Origin of the sequence: Mangrovimonas sp. DI 80 (genome assembly GCF_001975575.1) — a bacterium.
Lineage (GTDB): Bacteria > Bacteroidota > Bacteroidia > Flavobacteriales > Flavobacteriaceae > Mangrovimonas_A > Mangrovimonas_A xylaniphaga.
This window is the reverse complement of record NZ_MSDT01000010.1, coordinates 26,309-49,794: the sequence shown is the minus strand read 5'-3', so window position 1 is coordinate 49,794 and position 23,486 is coordinate 26,309. Positions and strand designations below refer to the sequence as shown.

Here is a 23,486-nt window from a genome sequence, read left to right as displayed (position 1 = left end):
TTTTTTTATGCTTCCATTTCAGACCTAACCAATTCCACTACAGGAACTGCTTTGTCCAATTCGTCCTTATGGACGTAAAGTTCCTGGAACCCTTGTATGGAAGAACCAAAGCCCGCCAGCCTGCCTGATTCCGATTCATCCTTGATAATGGGTTCAATGCCTATTTCTTCCAACCTGGTCATCATGAGCTGTACCATAATGAAATTACCGGAGAAAATTTTTATGTAGTTGTCTTCGCTCATTGTAAGTGAATTTTATGTACTTAAGATACGAAAAATTGAGTTATTGAGAGGAGAATTTTTTAAGATTTGTAGGAAGTATAAATGCCTATAAAAAATGAAAAAGCCTTTGAAAACAAGTGTTTCAAAGGCTTTTGCTATGCTGTTTATCGACAGTGTTACTTGTCAATAGATCCTAGTACACGTTTCATAAAGCCGTTTAGGGCTTCTTTTTTAGGAGTACCTTCCTTAATCAATTTGTGGACTTCAACGGCTCCATACATATTGGAGATCAACTCGCCAATAACGTCCAATTCTTCATCCTTAAGAGAAGGAACCTCTGTAAGGGCTTCAAGGGTTTCGATGGCTTCAATTACGAAGTCCTCGTCGTTTTCCTCTATAAATTCTGTTAAATGCTTAATTACAGGTAATTTCATTGCTTATAGATTTTTTGCAAATAATGCTTTAAACGACTTCCGATACTAGGCCTTGTAAAACCTCAAACTTGTTGGTTTGCACTTGGTTTACAAACGCTCCATTTTTAAACGTTGCAAAAGTAGGTAAGTTGTCTACGTTTGCCAACTTTCTAGATTCTGGAAATTTTTCGGCATCTGCCACAACAAATGCAGTGTTTTCGTTTTCTGAAGCCAATTTCTTGAATTTTGGTTTCATGATTCGGCAGTTACCACACCACGTTGCTGAATATTGTACTACAACAGTGTCGTTTGAGTTGATGATGTCCTGTAAGTTATCTTGATTTAATTCTTGTACCATAATGAAAAGTTTATGATTGTGAGTAGGATATCAAAGCAGGCCAATGGCCTTGACCCACTTTGATTTAAATTTTGTTGTTGCTCTTATTAGTGAGAAGCCAAGTAGCTAGCAACACCATCTCTGTTGGCGTTCATAGCATCTTTACCTTCTTCCCAGTTTGCTGGACAAACTTCACCTTTTTCTTGAACGTGAGTTAAGGCATCGATTAAACGTAAGTATTCACCAACGTTTCTTCCTAATGGCATGTTGTTGATGCTCTCGTGTTGTACAGTTCCTTCTTCGTCGATAATGTATGTAGCTCTGTAGGTTACGTTGTCACCTTCAACAGTTACAACACCAGTTTCTTCGTTGTAAGTTTCGTTAGTGATGTCTAAGATTCCAAGAGTAGAAGCAAGGTTTCTGTTAGAATCAGCCAAGATTGGGTAAGTTACTCCTTCAATACCTCCGTTGTCTTTTGCAGTGTTCAACCATGCAAAGTGAACTTCTGGAGTGTCGCAAGAAGCTCCAATTACAATAGTGTTGCGCTTTTCAAATTCAGCCATAGCAGCTTGGAATGCGTGCAACTCAGTAGGGCATACAAAAGTAAAGTCTTTTGGGTACCAAAATAAAACTACTTTTTTCTTGTTGTTTACCGCTTCTTCAAGAACGTTGATTTTATAGGTATCACCCATTTCGTTCATTGCGTCTACGTTTAAATTTGGAAATTTTTTTCCTACAAATGCCATAATAGTATATTTAATTGTTAGTAATTTTCTGGATGCAAATATACTACTTCATGTAGGTTTATAGAGGTTGCATGATTTTAAATATTTATTAAATAATAGCTTTATTCAATGGGAATAATTTAGAAGTATAGTTTTTGATTATTTGTTAAAAATTGTCCTTCGAAATTTGCTTAATCTTAATTTTAAAGGCTGCGTAGAACAAGGTCATAAACGGACTTAAATAATTGAAGAAGGCATAGCCTGCATACGATAAAGTGTCTACGCCCAACACGCCACTTTGGTAGGCACCACAAGTATTCCAAGGAACCAATACCGAAGTTACTGTTCCTGAGTCCTCAAGGGTACGGCTAAGGTTTTCCGGGGCCAATCCTTTGTCTTCAAACGCTTTTTTATACATTCTTCCCGGGATTACCAAAGCCAAATATTGATCGCTGGCAAGGGCGTTCAATCCAATACAACTGATAACGGTACTTGCAAAAAGCCCAAATACGGAATCAAACAAATTTAATACTGCTTTACTGATTCTAGACAAGGCGCCAATAGCATCCATCACACCTCCAAAAACCATGGCGCATAAAATCAGCCAAATAGTGCCCAACATACCGTACATTCCTCCGGAGGAGAACAAATCATTCAGTTCGGCACTGTTAGTAGTTACCGAAGTATCTACGGTAATGGCGGTCATGATACCTTTATAGGCAGAAAGAAAGTCTAAATCGGAAGCGCCAGTTATTTGTTTTACAATTTCAGGTTGAAAAATAAGGGCAAACACACCGCCTAGTAAGGTTCCAGCCAAAAGTGCAGGTAAGGGAGGCGTCTTTTTTACAATCATAAAGATGACTAATGCAGGCACCAAAAATAGCCAAGGCGAAATATGAAAGGCACTGTCTATAGCACTTAACATTTCTGTGGTATCGGTATCTCCTTTTACATCGAGAGAAAGACTAATAATTACAAACAATACCAAAGTAATGATCAGGGTTGGAATGGTGGTGTACATCATATATTTGATGTGTGAGAATAATTCGCCTCCAGCCATAGCTGGTGCTAAATTGGTGGTGTCGCTCAAAGGTGACATTTTATCTCCAAAATAAGCACCTGAAATGACGGCTCCTGCGGTCATTCCCGGATTGATGCCCAAAGCATTTCCAATGCCTATAAGTGCAATCCCGACGGTTGCAGAGGTAGTCCAGCTACTTCCCGTAGCTACCGATATAATGGCACAAATGATGACACAGGCAGGAAGAAAAATAGTGGGGCTTAAAATTTGCAGCCCGTAGTAAACCATGGATGGAATAATACCACTAATAAGCCATGTACCCGCTAAAGAGCCAACCAGAAGCAGGATTAAAATGGCACCAGAAGTAGACTTAATGTTTTCGGCAACTTCCTCCATCATTTGATTGAAAGATACTTTATTGAAATAACCTACAATGGCCGCAACCGCCGCCCCCATTAGCAGAATGAATTGGTTACTTCCGCTAAGCGCATCGTCACCAAAAGCTTCAGCCACATTGTACCCCAGCATTAACACCAGTGCCAATACAGGGATTAGGGCTTCCCATATACTTAATTCTTTATTTTCTACAATGTGTTCGTCTTGGGGTTGTGTGGGTTTTATTTCCTGGCTTTGCATGCAATGGTTGCTTTTAATATTGGAGATGTAATGTTACGATTTTGAAAGGTATTCTGCAAATAGAAACAGTTGTGTACATTTGTCTTGAGTTGAAAAAAATATATGGATTCTGTAACCCAAATTGTATTAGGTGCTGCCTGCGGAGAATTGGCGCACGGTAAAAAAATAGGAAACAAGGCTTTGTTATTCGGAGCCATTAGTGGTACCATTCCAGATTTGGATGTGTATGTTGGCCGACTTTTCTATTCCAATGAAATTGATATCATGATGTTCCATCGTGGATTTATGCATTCATTTTTGTTTTGCCTTATTGGTACTTTTGCTTTTGGATGGCTGGTCTACAAACTTTATGACAAAGGAAAACGGAAGGATACCACTTCCTTAAAAGATTGGTTTTGGTTGTTTGGACTGTCGCTTTTTACACATCCCATGTTAGATTGTTTTACGCCTTACGGAACCCAATTATTTACGCCATTTTCAAACTACAGGGTTGCGTTTAACAATATTTCGGTGGTAGATTTAGGCTATACACTCCCGTTTTTGATATGTATGCTTGTGGTAATGTTTTACAAAAGATCTAATGTAAAACGCTTATTTTGGACCAAGTTGGGCTTGGGGCTCAGTTCTTTTTATATGGTACTGACTTTAATTAATAAGGTGTATATGAATTCCATTTTTGAAAAATCCTTCAAGGAAAGCAACATCACGTTTTCAAGGTTTAGAACCCAACCTACATTTTTTAATAATATCCTTTGGTATGGCATTGCCGAAGGAGCAAATAACTATTATGTGGGCTATTATTCTCTATTGGATTCCGAAGCAAAAGTTGATAACATCATGGAATTGCCGAAACACCATGATTTGATAGATATGCAGCATTCGGACATCAAGCAATTGTTATTGTTCAGTGATGGCTATTTTAATTTGAAGGAGATGGACAACAATGAAATAAGGTATAATGACCTGCGTTATCCTTTTTTCAATCCCAATGATAGAAATTCTTCTATTTTTAAATTTATGTTGATAGAAGAAGGAGAGCGTTGGAATATCAAATCGGTGGAGCATGAAAGTCCCAAAAGAGAAGATTTTGAAGCCTTTTTGAAGCGACTAAAAGGTGTTTAAAAAAAAAGCCTCTCAGAGAATTACTGAGAGGCTTTTTTATTGAAAGAAGTTTTATACGTTTACTTCTGCTAGCTTGTTTAAAATGCCAAGTTCTTCCATACAGGTTCTCATCATTTCGTAGGTACGCTCAATATCGGCATCCAATCCAATAGAAAAACGGATTAGGCCATCGGTAAGTCCCATTTCAGCTTGTTCATCTTCTGGAATTTCAGATGACGTAGAGCTTCCCGGCGCACTAAAAAGTGTTTTGTAGAATCCTAAGCTCACTGCCAAATACCCTAAGTTTCGCTCTTGCATAAGTTCCATTAATTCATTGGCTTTGTCTAATGAGCCAACATCAATAGTCAACATACCTCCAAAACCATATTTTTCATTCATCATGCTTTTAAACAATTCGTGGGATGGATGCGATGCCAATCCAGGATATACAGTTTTCAAACCATCAGCTTCAAATTTTTCCGCTAAATAAGTGGCGTTATGGCTGTGTTGCATCATACGAATGTGAAGCGTTCTCAAGTTTTTCAACACTGAAGACGCTCTAAGACTATCCATAGTAGGTCCTAATAGCATAGAAGCACCATCATTTACATTGCGCAGTGCGTCAATGAATTCTTGGCTACCACATACTACACCTCCAACAGTATCACTGGAACCATTGATGAATTTTGTAAGACTGTGGATTACCACATCAGCTCCCAATTTTATAGGGCTAATGGACAATGGAGAAAAGGTGTTGTCTACCACTAAAGTCAAATTATGACGTTTTGCAATTTCAGATAGCCCTTTAATATCGGCTACTTCCAAAAGTGGGTTGCTTACGGTTTCGCAGTAAAGTACTTTGGTGTTTTCGGTAATGGCCGCTTCAACGACATCTAATTTAGTAATGTCTACAAAAGACGTGGATACATTAAAACGAGGCATAAAATTCTTCAAGAAGGCATAAGTTCCTCCGTAAATGGTTCTACTGGAAACAATATGTTCTCCTGCGCCACACAATTGCATCAATACTGGGGTAATGGCACCCATTCCAGAGGCGGATACGTTTGCTGTTTCCGTACCTTCCATAGCTGCTAAAGCTTCTCCTAAATATAGGTTGGAAGGAGAGGAGTGACGTGAATAAAGGTAGCATCCATCTGCATTCCCTTCGAAGGTGTCGAACATGGTCTTTGCAGATAAAAAGGTATAAGTTGAAGAATCTGAAATGGATGGGTTGACACCTCCAAATTCTCCAAAATATTGTAAGTCTTGTATGTTGTTTGCGGGTTTAAATTCCATGGCTAAAGTTTTTGTTTACTCTTCAAAATTGAATAATTATAGAATTATTATCAATAGTATTGTAATTATTAGGAAAATAAAACTGTAATACTTGGTTTTTATGGTTAAATTTACATTGAAATAGGTGAATTCGCTTTTCCTTTAGAAATTTTTTCAACCATGACTTTGGATAAAACAGATTTAAAACTCCTCAAATTACTGCAGGCAGACAGCAAGCAGACCAATAAAGAACTTTCCAATAAATTGAACCTGTCCGTGACTGCAGTTTATGAACGCATCAAGAAATTGGAGCGGGAAGGGGTTATCCAAAAATATGTGGCGCTTTTGAATAAAGAATCGGTGGATAGAGGGTTTGTGGCCTTTTGCCATATCAAGCTCATTCAGCATTCACATGATTATGTGGTGAAGTTTGAAGAGGAAGTTGCCAATTTAAACGAAGTCGTAGAATGCTACCATATTAGTGGCGATTATGATTATTTATTGAAAGTTATGGTGCGAGATATGGAAGATTTTCGGAAATTTATGGTAAACAAACTCACTTCCATTAATCATATAGGAAGTACGCACAGTATGTTTGTAATCAATGAAGTAAAGCATACTACGGCTATTACAGTGTAACATGGAATCCAAAACTTACAGGTGGCTTGAATTTTTAATCATTTTTGTGATTTTGCCGGTAAGTTTTGCATTGAAGTACCCTCCCGTAATTAAATTGTTTTTGGGAAGTGTGGGATTTTTGTATGTAATCTACCTTTTGCTGAAAGTAGAAGACGTGAGATTTCAATTGTCCCCAACCATCAATTGGAAAACATTTTGGAAACTCACCTCTGCTAAATTTCTCATCATAGCAATTCTCACCACCTCCTTTGTGTATTTTACCGATAAGGGAAATTTGTTCTGTGTTCTACTTTCCAAACCCAAAATGTGGGTGTTGATTTTGTTTTTGTATGCGCTTTTTTCTGTTTATCCACAAGAACTTATTTATAGGACGCTGTACTTTAATAGATATCAAAATTTAATGAAAAGCAAGTGGATATCTATAATCCTAAATGCAGTGGTGTTTTCAATGGCGCATTTAATGTTTAAGAATACATTGGTACTCATCATGACCTTTTTGGGGGGCTTATTGTTTGCCCTTACTTTTTTAAAGACAAAATCTACCACTTTGGTATCAATAGAACATGCCATTTATGGGAGTTGGCTGTTTACCGTGGGCATGGGCGATATGCTTGGATTTCCATCGTAAAAGCTTTAATGTTAAATAGAAAAGAATAATTGAGAAATCTACTGGATAAGAGATTGTTTTTTCATGGTTGTGACCCAAAACATTTGTACTTTTGTAATCGTTTTAACAAAATCGAATAAACAAAACCTTATGAATTCATACGATGTAGCCGTTATTGGCTCTGGTCCTGGAGGGTATGTGGCGGCCATTCGCTGCGCCCAATTGGGAATGAAAACAGCAATCATAGAAAAATATTCTACACTTGGAGGAACTTGTCTTAACGTAGGATGTATTCCAAGTAAAGCCCTTTTAGATTCTTCTCACCACTACGAAGATGCCGTAAAGCATTTTGAAGAGCACGGAATTGAAATTCCAGGTGACATTAAAGTGAACTTGGAAAAAATGATTGCCCGTAAACAAGCCGTGGTAGACCAAACTACAGGTGGTATCGATTTCTTGATGAAGAAAAACAACATCGATGTTTACGAAGGTTTAGGGGCGTTTAAAGATGCTACTCATATAACGATTACAGGTAAGGAAACTATTGAAATTGAAGCGAAGAACACCATCATTGCTACAGGTTCCAAACCTTCAAGTTTGCCATTTATTAAAATTGACAAAGAGCGAATCATTACTTCTACTGAAGCTTTAAAATTGAAAGAAATTCCAAAGCACCTAATCGTTATTGGTGGTGGTGTAATTGGTTTAGAGCTTGGGCAAGTGTACAAGCGTTTAGGAGCTGAAGTAAGCGTTGTGGAGTATATGGACCGTATCATCCCAACTATGGATAGTGGTTTGTCTAAAGAATTGAACAAGGTATTAAAGAAGCAAAAATTCAAAATCAATACCTCTCACAAAGTAAAATCTGTTGAGCGTGCTGGTGATGAAGTAGTGGTTAAAGCTGACAATAAAAAAGGAGAAGAAGTAGAGTTTAGAGGAGATTATTGTTTGGTGTCTGTTGGACGTCGTCCTTATACCGATGGATTAAATGCAGAAGCTGCTGGTGTGAAGTTGAATGACAGAGGACAAGTTGAAGTCAATGACCATTTACAAACTTCGGCTTCCAACATTTACGCTATTGGAGATGTTGTAAAAGGAGCGATGTTGGCGCACAAAGCTGAGGAAGAAGGCGTATTTGTTGCTGAAACTTTGGCAGGCCAAAAGCCGCATATCGATTATAATTTAATTCCAGGGGTTGTGTATACATGGCCAGAGGTTGCTGCAGTAGGAAAATCCGAAGAGCAATTGAAAGAAGCTGGTGTAGCTTATAAAGTTGGACAATTCCCGATGCGTGCTTTGGGAAGAAGTAGAGCCAGTATGGATTTGGACGGATTTGTAAAAATCTTGGCAGATAAAAATACTGACGAAATTTTAGGAGTACATATGGTAGGAGCCCGTGCAGCCGATATGATTGCCGAAGCAGTGGTTGCTATGGAATATAGAGCATCTGCTGAGGATGTTTCACGTATGTCTCACGCTCACCCAACATTTACCGAAGCTATTAAAGAAGCGGCTTTGGCTGCTACAGGAGATAGAGCTTTACATGTGTAATTACACATAAAGCATATTTTAAGTGTTTACCAATTTTTATGAGCGGTGTATTGAAAAATATGCCGCTTTTTTTGTTTGTTAATTTTGCTCTGTTAAGTTGTCAGAGGTTTTAAAATGAAAAACTTCAATAGTTATACTAATTAAACTATTGAAGTTTTTTATTGGTAGAATAAGAAGTATAATTAGAATCCTTCCCTAGAAAAGGTCATTCAGCACTTTTGCTAATCGAATGCCTCCTTTTTGCAATTGAGAACGAACCGTTTCAAAATGTTCGTAGGAGTATTTGTATCTTAAATTATCGCCTTCCTTAGCCGAAGCATACACTGATTTCGCCAATTGTTGAGATTCGTGAGCCCAATCAATAATAGAGCCTTGTTGAATGGCTTTTACTTGGTCTTTGGTAAGATAATCGGCGTTTTGAGCCAATTCTGAATAGCTCATGTCGTAAGCATCAATCATTTTGCTGTCCCAAACGGTATGTAGATTGGTGTCTCTAAACTGCCATTGTACCTTAATGTCATTGCCTCCACGATCTTCGGAACGACCAACGTGAAGCGGTTGGTGTAGGTCGCCAATTAAATGAATCAACATTTTCAGATAAAAAGCCTTGTCTTCCATGGAAGCATTTTCATCCGTAATCACTTCTTTACAACGTTCAATACCTGTTATTAAATCGCCTTCTGGATTTTTGGTGGAATTTTCATAGGTTTCATCCGATGCCATGTTAACAAAATGCCACGAGTAAAATTCGTTGTAACGATCATCAGACTTAATCTCATCGGCAAAAGTAGACGTGAACGCAAGCGATTCGTGGTTTAGAATCTTTTTTAAGTTACGCTTCGTCTTGCCCGTTAAATATTGGTCTGCAATGGCTCCAATGGTCCTATGTCCAGTTTTTCCCCATTTTAAGGAGGCGTTTAAAGGTTGGACAAGAAAGGCTAAGGTAAAAATGACGAGCGTAAGTCTTGCTTTCATAATGTTATTTCCTTTTGTTGCGTTTATTGAAATTTTTATCTCCTCTGGTTTTTGGCTTTTTATATTTCTTGGCAATTTCCCGTCTGTAGGAACCACCTTGGTTTTGTTTTTTGTTTTTCTCGGACTTTTCGTGAAAAGCAGGCCCAGGAACGTCATCAAGGGAACGTTTGGTTGGGTTGTTGCGTTCCTTTATTTGCGGACGTTCTTCTTCAATAAGTTCTTCAGAAATGGCCACTCCTTCAGGAAATGGCAACAATGGAATGTCCATATCCATATACTTTTCTATTTCTGAAATATATTCCAATTCGGTTTGTGTTGAAAATACTAGGGCATGTCCCTTTTTTTCCGCTCTACCGGTTCTTCCTATACGGTGCATATAGTTTTCTGGGTAGTGAGGGGTGTCAAAATTGATAACATGGGAGACGTCGTCAATATCCAATCCACGCGCCATAACATCGGTGGCAATCAAAATTCTATTGTCACCTGCTTGGAACTGAGCAATACTACGCAATCTGTAATTTTGTGTTTTGTTGGAGTGGATCACACAACATTCGTCGTTAAATTCCTCTTCCAGCTGATCGAACAGACGATCGGCCATTTTTTTGAAGGCCACAAAAATGATGACTTTGTTATAAGTATCCTTGTCGCTCAATAACTCACGAAGCAAGTTTACTTTGGTGTAGAAGTTTTTTACCTCATAACGCTCTTGGATAATGTTTTCCAAAGGTGTTCCCGAAATGGCCACGGTAACGCGTTGAGGTGCTTTAAAAAATTGGGAGATCAATTGGTCGACATCTTCTGTCATAGTTGCCGAAAACATGATGTTTTGGCGTCGCTCAGGGAGAATGTCGAAAATATTCATCAATTGGTGTCTGAAACCAAGATCCAGCATTACATCAACTTCATCAATTACCAGTTTTTGGATGGATTTCAGCTGTAAAACCCTGCTAACTCCCAAATCGTAAAGACGTCCTGGTGTAGCAACCAAAATGTCAAGACCTTCCGCAACGGCACGTTTTTGGGTGTTGATATTGGTGCCTCCATAAACTCCCAACACACGCACATTGATGTATTTGGCTAGTTTTTCTATTTCTTCAACTACCTGTACCACCAATTCTCTAGTAGGTACCAAAACCAAAACTCTAGGATTATCTTGCGTAGAAAACTTGAGGTTTCTCAGGATAGGAAGCATGTAGGCAAACGTTTTTCCGGTTCCTGTTTGTGCAATACCAACTACATCCTTCCCGGAAGCTACTACATTAAAAGCTTGTTCCTGAATGGGAGTAGGAGTGGTAAACCCCATGTCTTCCAGGGCGTTGTAAAGCGGTGTGTTTAAATTAAGATCTTGAAATGTCACTGTTTATATTTTGATGCAAATCTACCACATTAATTCTACTTAAACTAAAAGTGAATGTTCTATGCTAATGGTATAACTAGCTTTAAAGACTTCATTTGGAGCCAATTTTAAAATGGCCTCCTTGTCTTTAAGTTGTTGATTGCTATTGCTATTGTCTGCTACGCCTAACCAAGGTTCAATACATACATAATCTGCATTAGGTTTTGCCCAAATGCCCAAATACGGGAAATCTTTATAGGAAACACTTAAAATAGCACCTTTGTTTTCACTCATTAAGGTCACTTTTTTCGATTTGAGATCCTTGAAAATCAAGGCGTCCTTTTCAAAAAGTTGATAGTGTAGCGGGAGTTTGTTGGTGTTGTTGAGAGTCAATTCGGTTTGGTTGTTCAATAAACCGGAATTGGGATCTAGCAAATGGGTTTCGCTGTGTTCTTCAGTTTCGAATTCTAAATAGTAATCGCTGTACTTTTCATCAGGAAACACAGGACATCTAAATGCTGGATGTGCTCCCAAGGAGAAATACATGTCTTTGTCATCTAGGTTTTTTACTTCATGAGACACGACAATTGTGTTTTCTGTTAATTCATAGGAAGTGTAAAACTCGAATTGAAATGGGTATTGCTCCAAAAGTGCCGCATCCGAAACCAGTTTAAATGTTAATTTATCTTCTGTTTGTTCATGAAGCTGTATTGAAGTATTTCGTCTGGCAAAGCCATGTCTGGGCAACTTGTAGCTTTTTCCCTCATGAAAGAAAGTATCGTCTTTGAGTCCGCCTACTATTGGGAATAGGACCGGAGCGATTCCATTCCATACATCGGGGTTGCCATTCCACATAAATTCAGTCTTGTGATTTACCGAAGTTATGGCCGAAAGTTCAGCTCCAACAGGGTTGACGTTTATTTTTAATAGGTTGTTTTTTAGGCTTAACATGTGTTTTGTATTAATATCCATATTCCAATAAACCTGGAATTAAATTTAGAGCTTGACTCTTCCAGTCTTTTTCCAAAGTGTCGTAGTCAGAGTATGATTTGTATTTGTTAAAAGGTGTGTCTTTTGAAATAGGGGTGATAGGTCCTACGATGCCTATATATTCGCTGTCATCTTCTTCGTCCTCGTAAGAATAAGAAATAGCATAGAAAACGGACTCTCCCTTTGTGATTTTTCCTAAAACCTCCAAGTTGCTTGGATAGTAGTCTTCTTCGCCTAGATAATTGTAAAACATCAATTCGGCAAATGCTTCTGGCTTGGTATATTTTTTAGGGATCTTATCAAACTGATTGGTTTTGTGGTAGACTTCCATCATTTCGTATCTAGAAAACAGGCTGTCCAGTTTTTGAGAGGCATGTTTGTCGTCAACCTTAAGGCCGCAATGGATTCTCGCGGTCATCGCTCTCAAGCTTAGCCAATCGTTGTCTTCTACATTCATCAAAGCCTTTGTTAGGTTGTCCGAAAGCGGAGTGTTGTATGAAATGGTATTAAACAACGACAGGTAGCTATACATTAAAGAGGTGTCTTTAAAGTTGTAATCTTCTCCTTTTTTCATGTCAAGGTAACTGTCAAGGTCGCTTTGGGCGTACTTTAAAAGCGTGTCCAAATTATCTGAAACCAAATTAAGGTGCTCAGGATGAGTTTCGGCAATGTCCTTGAAAATGCTCAAAACATTCGAACGATAAGTCTTGTAATCGTTAAGGCTTAATAGGAGCTTGTTGTTCTCGATGGCAAATTCCAACGAATCTCTATAGGGAGATGTTACTCCGTAAGTGTAATTATCAGTGTTTGTTGGAATAGCGTTGGATAGCAGGTTGTTGAATACCTCAAGTTTATCACTATTTTTTAATCCTGGAATGGTATTTAAAATGTGGGCTTTTAAGGTGTCGTTTGTACTTGGATTTATGTAAAGCGTCTTTAGGAAATCTAAGGTTGTACTGTCGTTGGTGATGGTAAGTTCTTCTAGGATTTCATGGGAAATGAGTTCTTTGTTTTCAGAAGAGGCATAGGTATCAGTGAGAGCATTGTAAAGTTTTGGCAAATCTTCAGTTTCAAAGACGTAGTAATCAAAAGCGCCCAAAGCATTATTAAACACAACGGTATCTGAAGATTTTAGGTTCTCCATAAGAAGCTCTGTTTTCGAGGAGAATAAATCAAATTCGGGTTCTTCCGAAGTTACTTTATAGGATGAAAATATAGTGTTGGTTAGTTCACTGTCCATACTTTCCTTACCCAAGTAGCCCGTCAACAAAAACAAACGCTTGTTTTCAATCCAAATTTGGTGTCTTGTGGTGACTTTGGTGTCTTGATTTTGGATGTAGAATTCCAAAGCTTCTTTGTTGTTTATGGTGATGTCTTTTTGGCTCACAATGGAATCGTTCCAGATGAGAAGAGAATTAGCATTGGTTTCAAAAAACTCCTTACGGCTTTTAATTTTGAAATAATCCTTGATGTCACTGTATCCAAATTGATACACATCTCCAGATTGCTTGTTTAGTGCAAAATAGTCGTGCGAGTTTTTTAGATACACATCTTCATATCCTAAACTGTCAATGGTTAAGGAGGTGTCTTCAAAAAACTGAATTTCGAAATTGGTGCCTCTTGGGCTCAAAGTTTCCAATTCCTGGGTTTTGGGAGTTTCAAATTTAAAGCTGCTAAAGAACAAGTCATCAGTTGAAGCTTGGTCTGTAACGTTCAGTTTTTGTTTAAGGAGAAGATAGGTTCTATTACCACGAATGTAGATTCTGCAAACGGAATGGTATTTATCCTGAATCAACAATTCATACTCTCGGCCTTCATAACCGTCTAGATAAATGGTTTTTCCTTCACCAAGCAAGGTCGCTTTTCCTTCAAAATTATCTTTGATAGACTCGAATGCCCCTATAGGATCTTCCATATAGTATCCCAAAGGTTGGTCGTTGTATCTAAACAGATAATTATTGTCATTTTTCAAATCTTGTACATTGTACATGTGCAAATAATAGGGTTCGCCGTCCTCGTCTATAGGATTGGGATGAGCTCTGGAAAGATCGGTGGGTTCTCTAGGTAGTTGTAGTGAAAACGCGCCTTCGGGACTCTTGTAGTCTAGCCAAGGAATTTCCTTTTTAGGTTTTGGAGTTGCGATGGCAATCGACTCAAAGAAATGGGACGTGTTGCTGTCATTGATTTCGTCGGCGTCATCCTCTACAGATTGGTAGTACAAAATATCGTTCTGTAAAGTGAATTGCGCGTTCATCAATTTCTTGGAATTGAGTTTTACGGTCACCTTATATCGTAAACCATCGGCATATTTCTGACGCTTTTTGTTCAGAAGTTCCCCGTTAAGGTTGTTCACAATATTAGTGATAAAGCTGTCCATGATATCGTCTGGAGAATTATCCTTATTCAGCCCTCTAAAATCCAACGAAAAGAACGAATACACGCGGTTGGAGTTAGGTCCATTGTAGCTGTACATGGTAAAGGCATTGTAGTCATCGGTATAATTGGGCGCTTCCGGCAGTTCAAGTGAAAAGCCTGTCTCCTCATCGGTATAGGTATACCAATCGGCATCGGGCGACATAGCCCATGTGAAATTTGTTGTAAAAATTAGGATGAGAGCGGTTGTGATTGTAAATAAGCGCTTTGTGAAAATAATTTTCATAAGTGTTAGTAGTAGGGTTGAATATGGCTAAGTAATGGGTGCAATATTATTGTATTTGGCAGTTTCTTAATAAATTTGCCGCATTCAAAAACGCATTGATTATATTTTGAGAACTACACAAAAGTTTCGCATCCCAAACATAGAGCAATATAAACAAAAATTATTGTTTTGGGGGCAGCAGTTTAACGAAGTAGTCTGGCTGGATTCCAACGATTATCACAATCAATATTCCAGCTATAATGCGGTTTTGGCAGTTGATGCTTTTACTTGTATCCAGACCGATTATTACAATGCGTTCGATAAGTTGAAAGAATACCAATCCGTCACAAAAGATTGGCTGTTTGGTTATTTAACTTACGACCTTAAAAATGCCGTAGAACGTTTGGAGTCCAAGAATTTTGACGGACTCCAATTCCCCGATTTGTTTTTCTTTCAACCCAAAAAAATGTTCCTGATTAAGGATGATGAAGTGGAAGTGCAGTATTTGGGAGCTGTGGATGATGAAATGGAGGAGGATTTAAGGGATATTGAAGCATTGGATGTGGCTTCTGAAACACATGCAAGTTCTCCCAATAATGTTAAGGTGAAACTTCGTATGCATAAGGATGAATATTTTGAAAAAGTGAATGCAGTTTTGGACCATATTCATCGTGGCGATATTTACGAGGCCAACTTTTGTCAGGAGTTTTATGCGGAAGACACAGAGATTCATCCATTGGAAACCTATTTGAAATTGGATGCCATTTCAAAGCCGCCTTTTGCTACTTTTTTAAGACTTAACGACAAGTATTTGATGTCGGCTTCTCCAGAACGCTATATCAAAAAGGAAGGTTTAAAGATTACTTCACAGCCTATCAAGGGAACGGCAAAACGGTCCCAAAATCCTAAGGAAGACCTATTGTTGAAAGAACAATTATCTAAGGATGAAAAGGAGCGCAGTGAAAATATCATGATTGTGGATTTGGTGCGTAACGATTTAGCACATACAGCTACTAAAGGAAGCGTGATTGTGGAAGAATTGTGTGAAGTCTATACCTATCCGCAGGTTCACCAAATGGTGTCTACTGTTACATCTCAGATTGAGGCGTCTACAAATCCGGTAGATGTCATTGCCACAACATTCCCTATGGGAAGTATGACAGGGGCTCCGAAAATTTCAGCCATGCAGATTATAGAAGCGTTGGAAGATACCAAGCGAGGTCTGTATTCTGGTGCCGTTGGCTATTTTTCCCCACAAGGTGATTTCGATTTTAATGTGGTGATAAGGAGTATTCTTTACAATGCTGAAAAGCAATATGTGTCTTATTCGGTTGGCGGGGCCATCACAGCTAAAAGCAATCCGTTGAATGAATATGAAGAGTGTTTGGTCAAGGCCAAAGCTATGCGTGAAGTTCTGGAAAACTAAAGTTTCTTGGTGTTCCTGAGGAGGAAAAACATACAACTTGGTTATATTTGAATTAAACATTCATTTTTAACCACCTTTTTATGACACTCTACACCTTTAATGCGCATATAGAACAGCAATTCCCAGGATTTTTTGAAAGTAAATTGCTTATTGCCATTTCTGGTGGGGTAGATAGTGTGGTGTTGACCCATTTGTGTCATCAATTGGGGTTGGATGTCTCCTTGGCGCATTGCAATTTCAATTTGCGAGGAACAGAGAGTGATGGTGATGCCGATTTCGTATTTCAATTGGCTAAAGATTTAAGCTTGGACCTTTTTTTGGAGAGTTTCCAAACGGAAGCTTATGCCGCGGAATATAAATTGTCCATACAATTGGCAGCAAGGCAGCTGCGCTACGATTGGTTTGACGAATTGGCCAAGCAACTCCATTTTGATTATGTCCTCACAGCCCATCATGCCGATGATAATTTGGAAACATTTTTGATCAATTTAACTAGAGGGACAGGACTCGATGGTTTAACCGGAATTCCCGAAGTGAATGGTGTGTTTGTAAGACCATTGTTGCCGTTTTCAAGAAACAGTTTGGTGGAATATGCAGAGGAACATCAGCTAACATGGCGGGAGGATAGTAGCAATGCATCTACAAAATACTTGCGAAATAAATTACGCCATGATGTCATTCCTTTATTGAAGGAAATCAACCCGCAATTGTTGCAGAATTTTGAAAAAACTATTGGGTTTTTAAAAGCATCTAAGTCAATTATTGAAGATCGAGTGGAAGAAGTTGAAGATTCGGTGATTAAGGAAATCTCCGAATACGACGTGAAATACGATATTTCCAAAATAAAAGCTCTAAGCAATCCCAAAGCCTATTTGTATGAACTCTTAAAAGCTTACAATTTCACCGAGTGGAATGATGTGGAAGATCTTTTAGATGCCCAGTCAGGGAAGCAACTCTTTTCTGAGACCCATCGTTTAATCAAAGACCGTGAGTTTCTGTTGTTGAGTGAAATTGAGGATAAACAGGAAACGCTTATTCTCGTTTCTGAATGTGATGATAAGATAAAAACACCTCTTGGGAATTTGTATTTTAGTGAGGCTGCTGAGGTGTCCAATCAAGGTCTCAATGTAATTTTTGTAGACAAGAAAAAGCTCAAATACCCATTGACGATTCGACATTGGAAAGAAGGCGATTATTTTCATCCATTGGGAATGAAAGGGAAGAAGAAATTGAGCAAATACTTTAAGGATGAAAAAATGTCCTTATTGGAAAAGGAAAATGTGTTGGTGCTTTGCTCGGGAGATTATATCATCTGGGTGATAGGAAAGCGTCCCGATGGCCGTTTTAAAGTTTGTGACCATACGCATCATATCATTAAAATAGAATTAAAATAGACCATGGTACTACAGGGGCAAATCGTAGATATTCCAAATAGAAGGATTTTTAAGGGGGAAGTCACCATAAAAAATGGAAAGATTTTTTCCGTTGAAGAAAAAGAACATGACATTGAACATTTCATTCTTCCTGGTTTTGTGGATGCCCATATCCATATTGAAAGTTCTATGTTGGTGCCAAGTGAATTTGCCCGATTAGCAGTGTGTCATGGTACCGTAGCTACAGTGTCCGACCCTCACGAAATTGCCAATGTTTTAGGAGTGGTAGGTGTGGAATTCATGATTGAAAACGGCAAACAAACACCGTTCAAGTTCAATTTTGGGGCTCCCTCCTGTGTGCCGGCGACTAATTTTGAATCGGCGGGAGCGGTCATCGATTCCGAAGGGATTAAAACGCTTTTAGAAAATCCTGAGATAAAATATCTGGCCGAAATGATGAACTATCCTGGGGTGTTGTTTCAAGATGAAGAGGTGCTGAAGAAAATTGCATGGGCCAAACATTATGACAAACCTGTCGATGGGCATGCACCCGGGTTGAGAGGAGACGATTTGTCTACTTATATAAATGCTGGAATCTCCACCGACCATGAGTGCTTCACCTATGAAGAAGGTTTGGAGAAACTGCAAAAAGGCATGAAAGTGTTGATTCGAGAAGGAAGTGCCGCCAAGAATTTTGAAGCCTTGATAGATTTGTTGCCAAACCATTATCACAACATGATGTTTTGTAGTGATGACAAACATCCAGACGATTTAATAGTTGGACACATAAACCAATTGTGTGCTAGAGCCATTGCCAAAGGACATGATGTGTTTAACGTCCTTCAAATGGCTTGTGTGAATCCTGTGAAGCATTATAGTCTTGAGGTGGGACTGCTTCAAGAGGGAGATGTAGCAGACTGCATTGTGGTTGAAGATTTGCTGAATTTTAAAACATTGCAAACCTATATTGGAGGTGAATTGGTTTTTGATGGAAAGAGCCTCATTGAACCAATTACTTTTAAAACTCCTAATAACTTCAAGGCAGAGCCTAAGCAAATTTCTGATTTCAAAATACCATCTTCAGCAAAACAAATTAGGGTTATTGAAGCCTTGGATGGTGAATTGGTTACTAACTCATTGATAGAAGAAGCTTTGGTGGTTAATGGTGAATTGGTATCTAATACTGAAAAGGATATCTTGAAAATGACCGTGGTGAATCGCTATAAAAACCAGCAGCCAGCTTTGGCATTTATAAAGAATTTTGGCTTGAAGGAAGGGGCAATTGCTAGTTCTGTAGGTCATGATTCGCATAATATTATTGCTGTGGGAGTGGATAATGCTGCACTTTGTAAGGCGGTTAACCTGATCATTGCCAATAAAGGTGGGATTTGCGTCGTTTCTGGTACGGAAGAGCAGGTGGTGCCGCTTCCTGTAGCTGGAATCATGAGTGATCAAGATGGCGTGTCTGTAGGGAAAGCTTATGCCGAGTTAAGTCAAAAAGCAAAACAATTGGGCAGTACATTGCATGCACCATTTATGACCTTGTCCTTTATGGCATTGTTGGTAATTCCGTCACTCAAACTGAGTGACAAAGGGCTTTTTGATGGCAATGCCTTCAAATTTGTGGATTTAGAACTGTAATCTGTTTTTAAATAGGTATTTCATTCTTAGTTTTGTCTCCCATAAATAATGTACTATGCCTATTCTTCATTCGGACTATAAACCACCTGTATTATTAAAAAACGGATTCGTATCTACGGTTTATTCCGGATTGATTCGTAAGGTGAAAGGCGTGGAGCAGGAACGTGAACGCATCATCTTGTCTGATGGGGATTTTTTGGATTTGGATTGGAGTTACGCCGAAACCAAAACAGATAAACTCATTATTGTTTTACATGGTCTAGAAGGTAATGCCCAACGCCCTTATATGACAGGGGTTGCTAAATTATGCAATACCAATGCTATTGATGCCGTTTGTGTGAATTTCAGAGGCTGTAGTGGGGAGGATAACTTAAAATTCTATTCCTATCATTCTGGAGCGACCAAAGATTTGGATGAGATCATTCAGCATATTTTGAAAACCAAATCCTATTCACAGATATTTTTCCATGGCGTGAGTCTTGGTGGGAACATAGTACTTAAGTATTTGGGCGAACGAGAAGAATTAGTTCCTGAGATTAAAGCGGGAGTTGCGGTGTCTGTACCTTGTTATCTTCAAGGGTCTGCAGAGGAATTACATACTTTTAAAAATATTCTTTTTCACGATCGATTCAAAAGACATTTGCTAAATAAATTAAAAGTGAAGCAGCTAAGATATTCGGAAGAGTTGAATGATGCTGTATTACAGTCCATCAAAACATTAAGTGATTTTGATGACGTTTATACTTCAAGAGCGCATGGTTTTAAGGATGCGGTGGATTATTATGAACAATGCAGTAGTTTACAATTCTTAAAAGGTATTAAAGTCCCGACTTTAATCATCAATGCGTTGAATGATTCGTTTTTGTCACCGGAATGTTATCCTGTAAAAGATGCCAAAGAAAATCCTAATATTTATTTGGAAATGCCTAAACATGGGGGGCATGTAGGCTTCTGTTTGAGAAATGGGTTTTATTATAATGAAAAACGCACTTTGGAGTTTATTCAGGGATTGGATTAAGTCTTAAGTCTTCAGGAAAACCTAAAAGGTTGATATCCCAAAGCTCAGGAAGTACAAAATATACAAACAATGTAATGATAAGTATGGATACCAAATTCATTACAAAACCTTTACTTACCATATCGGGAATTCTCAAATAACCAGATCCAAATACTACAGCATTGGGGGGTGTGGCGACGGGAAGCATAAAGGCACAGGATGCCGCTACTGCAGCGCTAACCATCAAGATGAACGGATGCATGTCTACCGTTAGTGCCATTGGGGCTAATACGGGAAGCAACATTGCGGTTGTGGCCAAATTGGAGGTAATTTCAGTTAAGAAATTAACAGCAGCAATCAGAAGTAGTATAATTAGAAAAGTTGCAATGCCTGATAGCGAGGTCATTTGATTGCCAATCCAAAGGGCGAGGCCGCTGCTTTCAAAGCCTTTTGCGAGAGCCATGCCGCCACCAAACAAAAGAATAATGCCCCAAGGGAGTTTTTGTGTGTCTTCCCAAGAAATCAATTGTTTGCCTTTGGTTTTGGAGGGGATAAAGAATAAAATCAATGCAAAAAGGATGGCAATAATGGTGTCATCTATCCCTGGCAGTAGGTTTTGAAGTAAAAAGGATCTAGTGATCCAGCAAAAGGCTGTAATCGCAAAAATAGCAGTCACCCATTTTTCTTCATAACTAATGCTTCCAAGTGATTTTAGAAGTTTTTTGATCTCTTCTTTGCCTCCCGGAAATTCCTTTTGATGAAATTTAAAAGCTACGCGGGTTAAATATTTCCAGCAGATAAAGAGCATTAAAACAGAAATGGGAAATCCAAATAAAAACCATTGTAGAAAAGTAATTTCATAATTGTAGGTGCTCTTCACAATGCCTGCTAATACCAAATTGGGAGGAGTTCCAATCAAAGTGGCGATGCCTCCAATGGAAGCACTGTAAGCAATGGCTAGCATTAAAGCTTTTCCAAATAGCTCATTTTCATTTTTAAAGGTTTTGGGATTGTCCTTTAACTGGTTGATGATGGCCATTCCAATGGGGAGCATCATGACAGAAGTAGCTGTATTGGAAATCCACATAGAGAGAAAGGCGGTTGCTACCATAAAACCCAAAATGATTTTATGAATGTTGGAGCCAATAAGATTGATGATATTTAGAGCAATGCGTTTATGGAGGTTCCATTTTTCAATGGCAATGGCAATAATAAAGCCTCCCAAGTAAAGAAAAACATATTTATGGCCGAAGGAAGCAGTCGTAGTTCCTATGTCCAAACTGCCGCAAAGCGGAAACAGAACTATCGGCAAAAGCGCGGTGGCTGCAATGGGGATGGCTTCGGTAATCCACCAAACGGCTATCCATGCGGTGGATGCCAATACACCATTGGCTTCAGGGGAAAGACCTTCAGAATGGAAAAATAAGCGAATAAGAATAAACAGAATCGGGCCGAGGAAGAAACCAATGCGTTTTGTGGTACTCATGTAATAAATGCTTTGTCATGTAATAATAGTGAATTTTCAAACAATATTATTATTTCCCAAATTTTCCTATTTTTAAGCAAAACCAATCAACGATGCTAAAAAAGGTCTATGGAAGTGCTGTGTTCGGGGTTGAGGCTACTACGGTTACTGTAGTAGCTAAGGGTAAGTAGACTTAACTGCATTTTTACTATGTTTGTATTAACATTAACCAAAACCAATACAAACAAACAATGATTGCAATCTACACAAGGCTATCAAAACAAGATGACCTATCAAACTCAATCCAAAACCAATTAAGAGAAGGTCAAGAATTCGCAAATGGAAGACCATACACACACTATAATGAAGGTGAAGGAATCAGTGGAGGTGCAAAGAAAGAAGACCGACCAGAACTAATGAGATTGCTTAATGATATCGAAAATAAGAAGATATCAATCGTATGGTTCAGAACACAAGACCGACTTGAAAGAAATATTAAAACATTCTTCGATTTCGCACAAGTTGCAATGGATTATAATGTTCAAGTATTCGTTGGAACAAACCCAACCCCAATTGACTTTGCAAATCCCAATGATGAATTTATGAGTGGAATATTCTCAATGTTCAACTCATATCTAATAAAGAAACAATCATACCTAACAAGAAAATCACTCAGAGATAATCGGTTGAAAGGTTATATCGTTGGAACACATTGTTATGGATATGATAAGAAATCACCAACTGACCAAACAATGGTAATTGATGAGAAACAAGCAGAGATTGTAAAGAAGATATTCAATTGGTCACTTCAAGGATGGGGTCACCGTAGAATAGCAAACCAACTAACAGAAGATAAGGTGCCACCACCAAAATCAAGATGGTCCGATGGAGGTGTACGTTCCATATTGAAAAACACAACTTATATGGGCATAAGAAGAACCACAAAGGACTTTGGTGAAACATATACATCACCAATCATCATTGAACCATTCCTCTTTAGGAAAGTACAAGACAACTTCAAAAAGAATATGACCAGTGGCCCAAAACTAAAAGAACACCCATATCTATTGAATGGTATTGCTGTATGTGCCAAATGTGGAAAACCTGTAACTGGTAGAGCATTACCAAACCAAAATACCCTATACAGATGTGTAACCAAAAGAAAAGGTAAAGACCATTGTGGAAATGGAACAATCCAATATGAAATGTTGAATAATGTTATTTGGAACCTATACTTCAAACAAGGCCATATAATGCGGTTTTTGGAACAGAATCAAACATCCAACAAAAAACACAACATCGAAAAACAATATCAAAACAAAATATCTAAACTAAAACAAGAAATTGAATCCATTGAGAATAAAAAGAACAATCTAGCAATGGCAATAGCAGAACGAACAATATCAAAAGATGATGCAAAGATAACAATGAATAATCTTAATGATACCCTTCTTAATGCTCAATCAACACTATATGATACACAAATTGAAATGGATAACCATATCAATCATATGACAACATTCATAACCGATTATAATGACCTAAAGAATATCAAAGACAATATATCATTCGAAGAACAAAAGGGATACATACATAAATACATTAAAGAAATCACATTCCTTAACAAATCTCCAAAGAAAGGAAAACACCAAGGAAATAGGACGTATACAAGATACCCATACCAAATTGGAATAACATTTAACTTCCTTGAATCCTTTACCGATTTATTATATCTGAACCATAAATATATCCCATACCAAGAACCATTCTCAGTGGACCAAGTTGAAAATAGATGATTACTGAAAATTTTAATTGTTATAGAACAATCCTTGATTTGTAAGCAATCTTTTTTTTTTGTGATAGTTTTTTTATGAACGCAACCATTTTACAAGTTGTACCACCAATAAAATTATTAAAGTAATCAAAGATATTATTAAGGAAATTAATAATCCTAGTGTGTTTAAATCTCCTTTATGGTCAGCTGGTTTATTTTTTCTTTCCGCATTCTTAAATGCTCTATACCAATGTTCCGCTTCTTGGTCATACCTTGCTAAAGTAGTTGAGCTATAGTCGTTTGGTCTCCATTTATAATCTTGCCTTTCTCCTTGAGTTACCATAG

At 38.2% G+C, this 23,486-nt stretch carries 21 protein-coding genes; 9 read left to right on the top strand and 12 right to left on the bottom strand.

Annotated elements, in window-relative coordinates; translation table 11 throughout:
* Positions 1–5: 5 nt before the first annotated feature.
* The 5 genes from BKM32_RS15745 to nhaC all read right to left on the bottom strand — a co-directional run bounded on the left by BKM32_RS15745 (position 6) and on the right by nhaC (position 3,353).
* The gene (locus BKM32_RS15745; RefSeq protein ID WP_053977620.1) at positions 6–242 is read right to left on the bottom strand and encodes a putative signal transducing protein; all 237 of its coding nucleotides are present in this window, start codon (positions 240–242) and stop codon (positions 6–8) included.
* 155 nt (positions 243–397) lie between these two features.
* On the bottom strand, positions 398–655 hold the full coding sequence (locus BKM32_RS15740; RefSeq protein WP_053977621.1) for a hypothetical protein: 258 nt from the start codon (positions 653–655) through the stop codon (positions 398–400).
* 28 nt (positions 656–683) lie between these two features.
* Positions 684–992 carry a co-chaperone YbbN gene (locus BKM32_RS15735; protein ID WP_053977622.1) on the bottom strand — a complete coding sequence of 103 codons (309 nt, stop codon included), beginning with the start codon at positions 990–992 and terminating at the stop codon, positions 684–686.
* Between the two features lie 86 nt (positions 993–1,078).
* Positions 1,079–1,717: a peroxiredoxin gene (locus BKM32_RS15730; protein ID WP_053977623.1), complete on the bottom strand. Its 639-nt coding sequence runs from the start codon at positions 1,715–1,717 to the stop codon at positions 1,079–1,081.
* Positions 1,718–1,862: 145 nt separating this feature from the next.
* Complete coding sequence (gene nhaC / locus BKM32_RS15725) at positions 1,863–3,353, bottom strand: Na+/H+ antiporter NhaC (RefSeq protein WP_076665145.1); 1,491 nt, start codon at positions 3,351–3,353, stop codon at positions 1,863–1,865.
* A 102-nt stretch (positions 3,354–3,455) separates the two neighbouring features.
* Here nhaC and BKM32_RS15720 point away from each other — a divergent pair, with 102 nt between their 5' ends.
* On the top strand, positions 3,456–4,475 hold the full coding sequence (locus tag BKM32_RS15720) for a metal-dependent hydrolase (RefSeq protein ID WP_076665142.1): 1,020 nt from the start codon (positions 3,456–3,458) through the stop codon (positions 4,473–4,475).
* Between the two features lie 51 nt (positions 4,476–4,526).
* On the opposite strand, the gene BKM32_RS15715 is transcribed toward BKM32_RS15720, so the two are convergent.
* Positions 4,527–5,750, bottom strand: a complete 1,224-nt coding sequence (locus BKM32_RS15715; RefSeq protein ID WP_076665139.1) for an aminotransferase class I/II-fold pyridoxal phosphate-dependent enzyme — start codon at positions 5,748–5,750, stop codon at positions 4,527–4,529.
* Positions 5,751–5,909: 159 nt separating this feature from the next.
* Between BKM32_RS15715 and BKM32_RS15710 the strand changes: the two genes are divergently transcribed.
* The 3 genes from BKM32_RS15710 to lpdA all read left to right on the top strand — a co-directional run bounded on the left by BKM32_RS15710 (position 5,910) and on the right by lpdA (position 8,526).
* A complete protein-coding gene (locus tag BKM32_RS15710; protein WP_053977627.1) occupies positions 5,910–6,368 on the top strand; it encodes an Lrp/AsnC family transcriptional regulator in 459 nt (152 codons plus the stop codon).
* Position 6,369: 1 nt separating this feature from the next.
* A complete protein-coding gene (locus tag BKM32_RS15705; RefSeq protein ID WP_076665136.1) occupies positions 6,370–6,996 on the top strand; it encodes a CPBP family intramembrane glutamic endopeptidase in 627 nt (208 codons plus the stop codon).
* A 129-nt stretch (positions 6,997–7,125) separates the two neighbouring features.
* Positions 7,126–8,526, top strand: coding sequence for a dihydrolipoyl dehydrogenase (lpdA, locus tag BKM32_RS15700; protein ID WP_076665311.1), 1,401 nt, complete (start codon positions 7,126–7,128; stop codon positions 8,524–8,526).
* A 195-nt stretch (positions 8,527–8,721) separates the two neighbouring features.
* Here the strand turns inward: lpdA and BKM32_RS15695 are convergent, their stop codons facing one another.
* Genes BKM32_RS15695 through BKM32_RS15680 form a run of 4 tightly spaced genes read right to left on the bottom strand, consistent with a single transcriptional unit; the run spans position 8,722 to position 14,486 of the window.
* The gene (locus BKM32_RS15695) at positions 8,722–9,501 is read right to left on the bottom strand and encodes a S1/P1 nuclease (protein WP_076665134.1); all 780 of its coding nucleotides are present in this window, start codon (positions 9,499–9,501) and stop codon (positions 8,722–8,724) included.
* A 4-nt stretch (positions 9,502–9,505) separates the two neighbouring features.
* Positions 9,506–10,858, bottom strand: coding sequence for a DEAD/DEAH box helicase (locus BKM32_RS15690; RefSeq protein ID WP_076665131.1), 1,353 nt, complete (start codon positions 10,856–10,858; stop codon positions 9,506–9,508).
* Between the two features lie 39 nt (positions 10,859–10,897).
* Positions 10,898–11,788: an aldose 1-epimerase family protein gene (locus BKM32_RS15685; RefSeq protein WP_076665309.1), complete on the bottom strand. Its 891-nt coding sequence runs from the start codon at positions 11,786–11,788 to the stop codon at positions 10,898–10,900.
* 10 nt (positions 11,789–11,798) lie between these two features.
* Complete coding sequence (locus tag BKM32_RS15680) at positions 11,799–14,486, bottom strand: hypothetical protein (protein WP_123812149.1); 2,688 nt, start codon at positions 14,484–14,486, stop codon at positions 11,799–11,801.
* Between the two features lie 106 nt (positions 14,487–14,592).
* Between BKM32_RS15680 and pabB the strand changes: the two genes are divergently transcribed.
* The 4 genes from pabB to BKM32_RS15660 all read left to right on the top strand — a co-directional run bounded on the left by pabB (position 14,593) and on the right by BKM32_RS15660 (position 19,923).
* The gene (pabB, locus tag BKM32_RS15675; RefSeq protein WP_083702219.1) at positions 14,593–15,891 is read left to right on the top strand and encodes an aminodeoxychorismate synthase component I; all 1,299 of its coding nucleotides are present in this window, start codon (positions 14,593–14,595) and stop codon (positions 15,889–15,891) included.
* Positions 15,892–15,971: 80 nt separating this feature from the next.
* Complete coding sequence (gene tilS, locus BKM32_RS15670; protein WP_076665123.1) at positions 15,972–17,285, top strand: tRNA lysidine(34) synthetase TilS; 1,314 nt, start codon at positions 15,972–15,974, stop codon at positions 17,283–17,285.
* A 3-nt stretch (positions 17,286–17,288) separates the two neighbouring features.
* Positions 17,289–18,905, top strand: a complete 1,617-nt coding sequence (gene ade / locus BKM32_RS15665) for an adenine deaminase (protein ID WP_076665121.1) — start codon at positions 17,289–17,291, stop codon at positions 18,903–18,905.
* Positions 18,906–18,960: 55 nt separating this feature from the next.
* Positions 18,961–19,923, top strand: a complete 963-nt coding sequence (locus tag BKM32_RS15660; protein WP_076665118.1) for a YheT family hydrolase — start codon at positions 18,961–18,963, stop codon at positions 19,921–19,923.
* Here the strand turns inward: BKM32_RS15660 and BKM32_RS15655 are convergent.
* Entirely contained in the window at positions 19,904–21,388 is a 1,485-nt protein-coding gene (locus tag BKM32_RS15655; RefSeq protein WP_076665116.1) for a DASS family sodium-coupled anion symporter, read from the bottom strand. The genes BKM32_RS15660 and BKM32_RS15655 overlap by 20 nt on opposite strands.
* Before the next feature lie 230 nt (positions 21,389–21,618).
* On the opposite strand from BKM32_RS15655, the gene BKM32_RS15650 reads away from it, so the two are divergent.
* Positions 21,619–23,163, top strand: a complete 1,545-nt coding sequence (locus BKM32_RS15650; protein WP_076665114.1) for a recombinase family protein — start codon at positions 21,619–21,621, stop codon at positions 23,161–23,163.
* Positions 23,164–23,235: 72 nt separating this feature from the next.
* On the opposite strand, the gene BKM32_RS15645 is transcribed toward BKM32_RS15650, so the two are convergent.
* Entirely contained in the window at positions 23,236–23,484 is a 249-nt protein-coding gene (locus BKM32_RS15645; protein WP_076665113.1) for a hypothetical protein, read from the bottom strand.
* Positions 23,485–23,486: the final 2 nt, after the last annotated feature.

Bases quoted from the DNA above. Each gene is read 5' to 3' on its own strand.
- BKM32_RS15655 (WP_076665116.1), bottom strand. From the start codon at position 21,388: ATGAGTACCACAAAACGCATTGGTTTCTTCCTCGGCCCGATTCTGTTT.
- lpdA (WP_076665311.1), top strand. From the start codon at position 7,126: ATGAATTCATACGATGTAGCCGTTATTGGCTCTGGTCCTGGAGGGTAT.
- BKM32_RS15705 (WP_076665136.1), top strand. From the start codon at position 6,370: ATGGAATCCAAAACTTACAGGTGGCTTGAATTTTTAATCATTTTTGTG.
- BKM32_RS15680 (WP_123812149.1), bottom strand. From the start codon at position 14,486: ATGAAAATTATTTTCACAAAGCGCTTATTTACAATCACAACCGCTCTC.
- BKM32_RS15740 (WP_053977621.1), bottom strand. From the start codon at position 655: ATGAAATTACCTGTAATTAAGCATTTAACAGAATTTATAGAGGAAAAC.
- BKM32_RS15695 (WP_076665134.1), bottom strand. From the start codon at position 9,501: ATGAAAGCAAGACTTACGCTCGTCATTTTTACCTTAGCCTTTCTTGTC.
- nhaC (WP_076665145.1), bottom strand. From the start codon at position 3,353: ATGCAAAGCCAGGAAATAAAACCCACACAACCCCAAGACGAACACATT.
- BKM32_RS15685 (WP_076665309.1), bottom strand. From the start codon at position 11,788: ATGTTAAGCCTAAAAAACAACCTATTAAAAATAAACGTCAACCCTGTT.
- BKM32_RS15650 (WP_076665114.1), top strand. From the start codon at position 21,619: ATGATTGCAATCTACACAAGGCTATCAAAACAAGATGACCTATCAAAC.
- ade (WP_076665121.1), top strand. From the start codon at position 17,289: ATGGTACTACAGGGGCAAATCGTAGATATTCCAAATAGAAGGATTTTT.
- BKM32_RS15735 (WP_053977622.1), bottom strand. From the start codon at position 992: ATGGTACAAGAATTAAATCAAGATAACTTACAGGACATCATCAACTCA.
- BKM32_RS15720 (WP_076665142.1), top strand. From the start codon at position 3,456: ATGGATTCTGTAACCCAAATTGTATTAGGTGCTGCCTGCGGAGAATTG.
- BKM32_RS15715 (WP_076665139.1), bottom strand. From the start codon at position 5,750: ATGGAATTTAAACCCGCAAACAACATACAAGACTTACAATATTTTGGA.
- BKM32_RS15730 (WP_053977623.1), bottom strand. From the start codon at position 1,717: ATGGCATTTGTAGGAAAAAAATTTCCAAATTTAAACGTAGACGCAATG.
- BKM32_RS15645 (WP_076665113.1), bottom strand. From the start codon at position 23,484: ATGGTAACTCAAGGAGAAAGGCAAGATTATAAATGGAGACCAAACGAC.
- tilS (WP_076665123.1), top strand. From the start codon at position 15,972: ATGACACTCTACACCTTTAATGCGCATATAGAACAGCAATTCCCAGGA.
- BKM32_RS15660 (WP_076665118.1), top strand. From the start codon at position 18,961: ATGCCTATTCTTCATTCGGACTATAAACCACCTGTATTATTAAAAAAC.
- BKM32_RS15710 (WP_053977627.1), top strand. From the start codon at position 5,910: ATGACTTTGGATAAAACAGATTTAAAACTCCTCAAATTACTGCAGGCA.
- BKM32_RS15745 (WP_053977620.1), bottom strand. From the start codon at position 242: ATGAGCGAAGACAACTACATAAAAATTTTCTCCGGTAATTTCATTATG.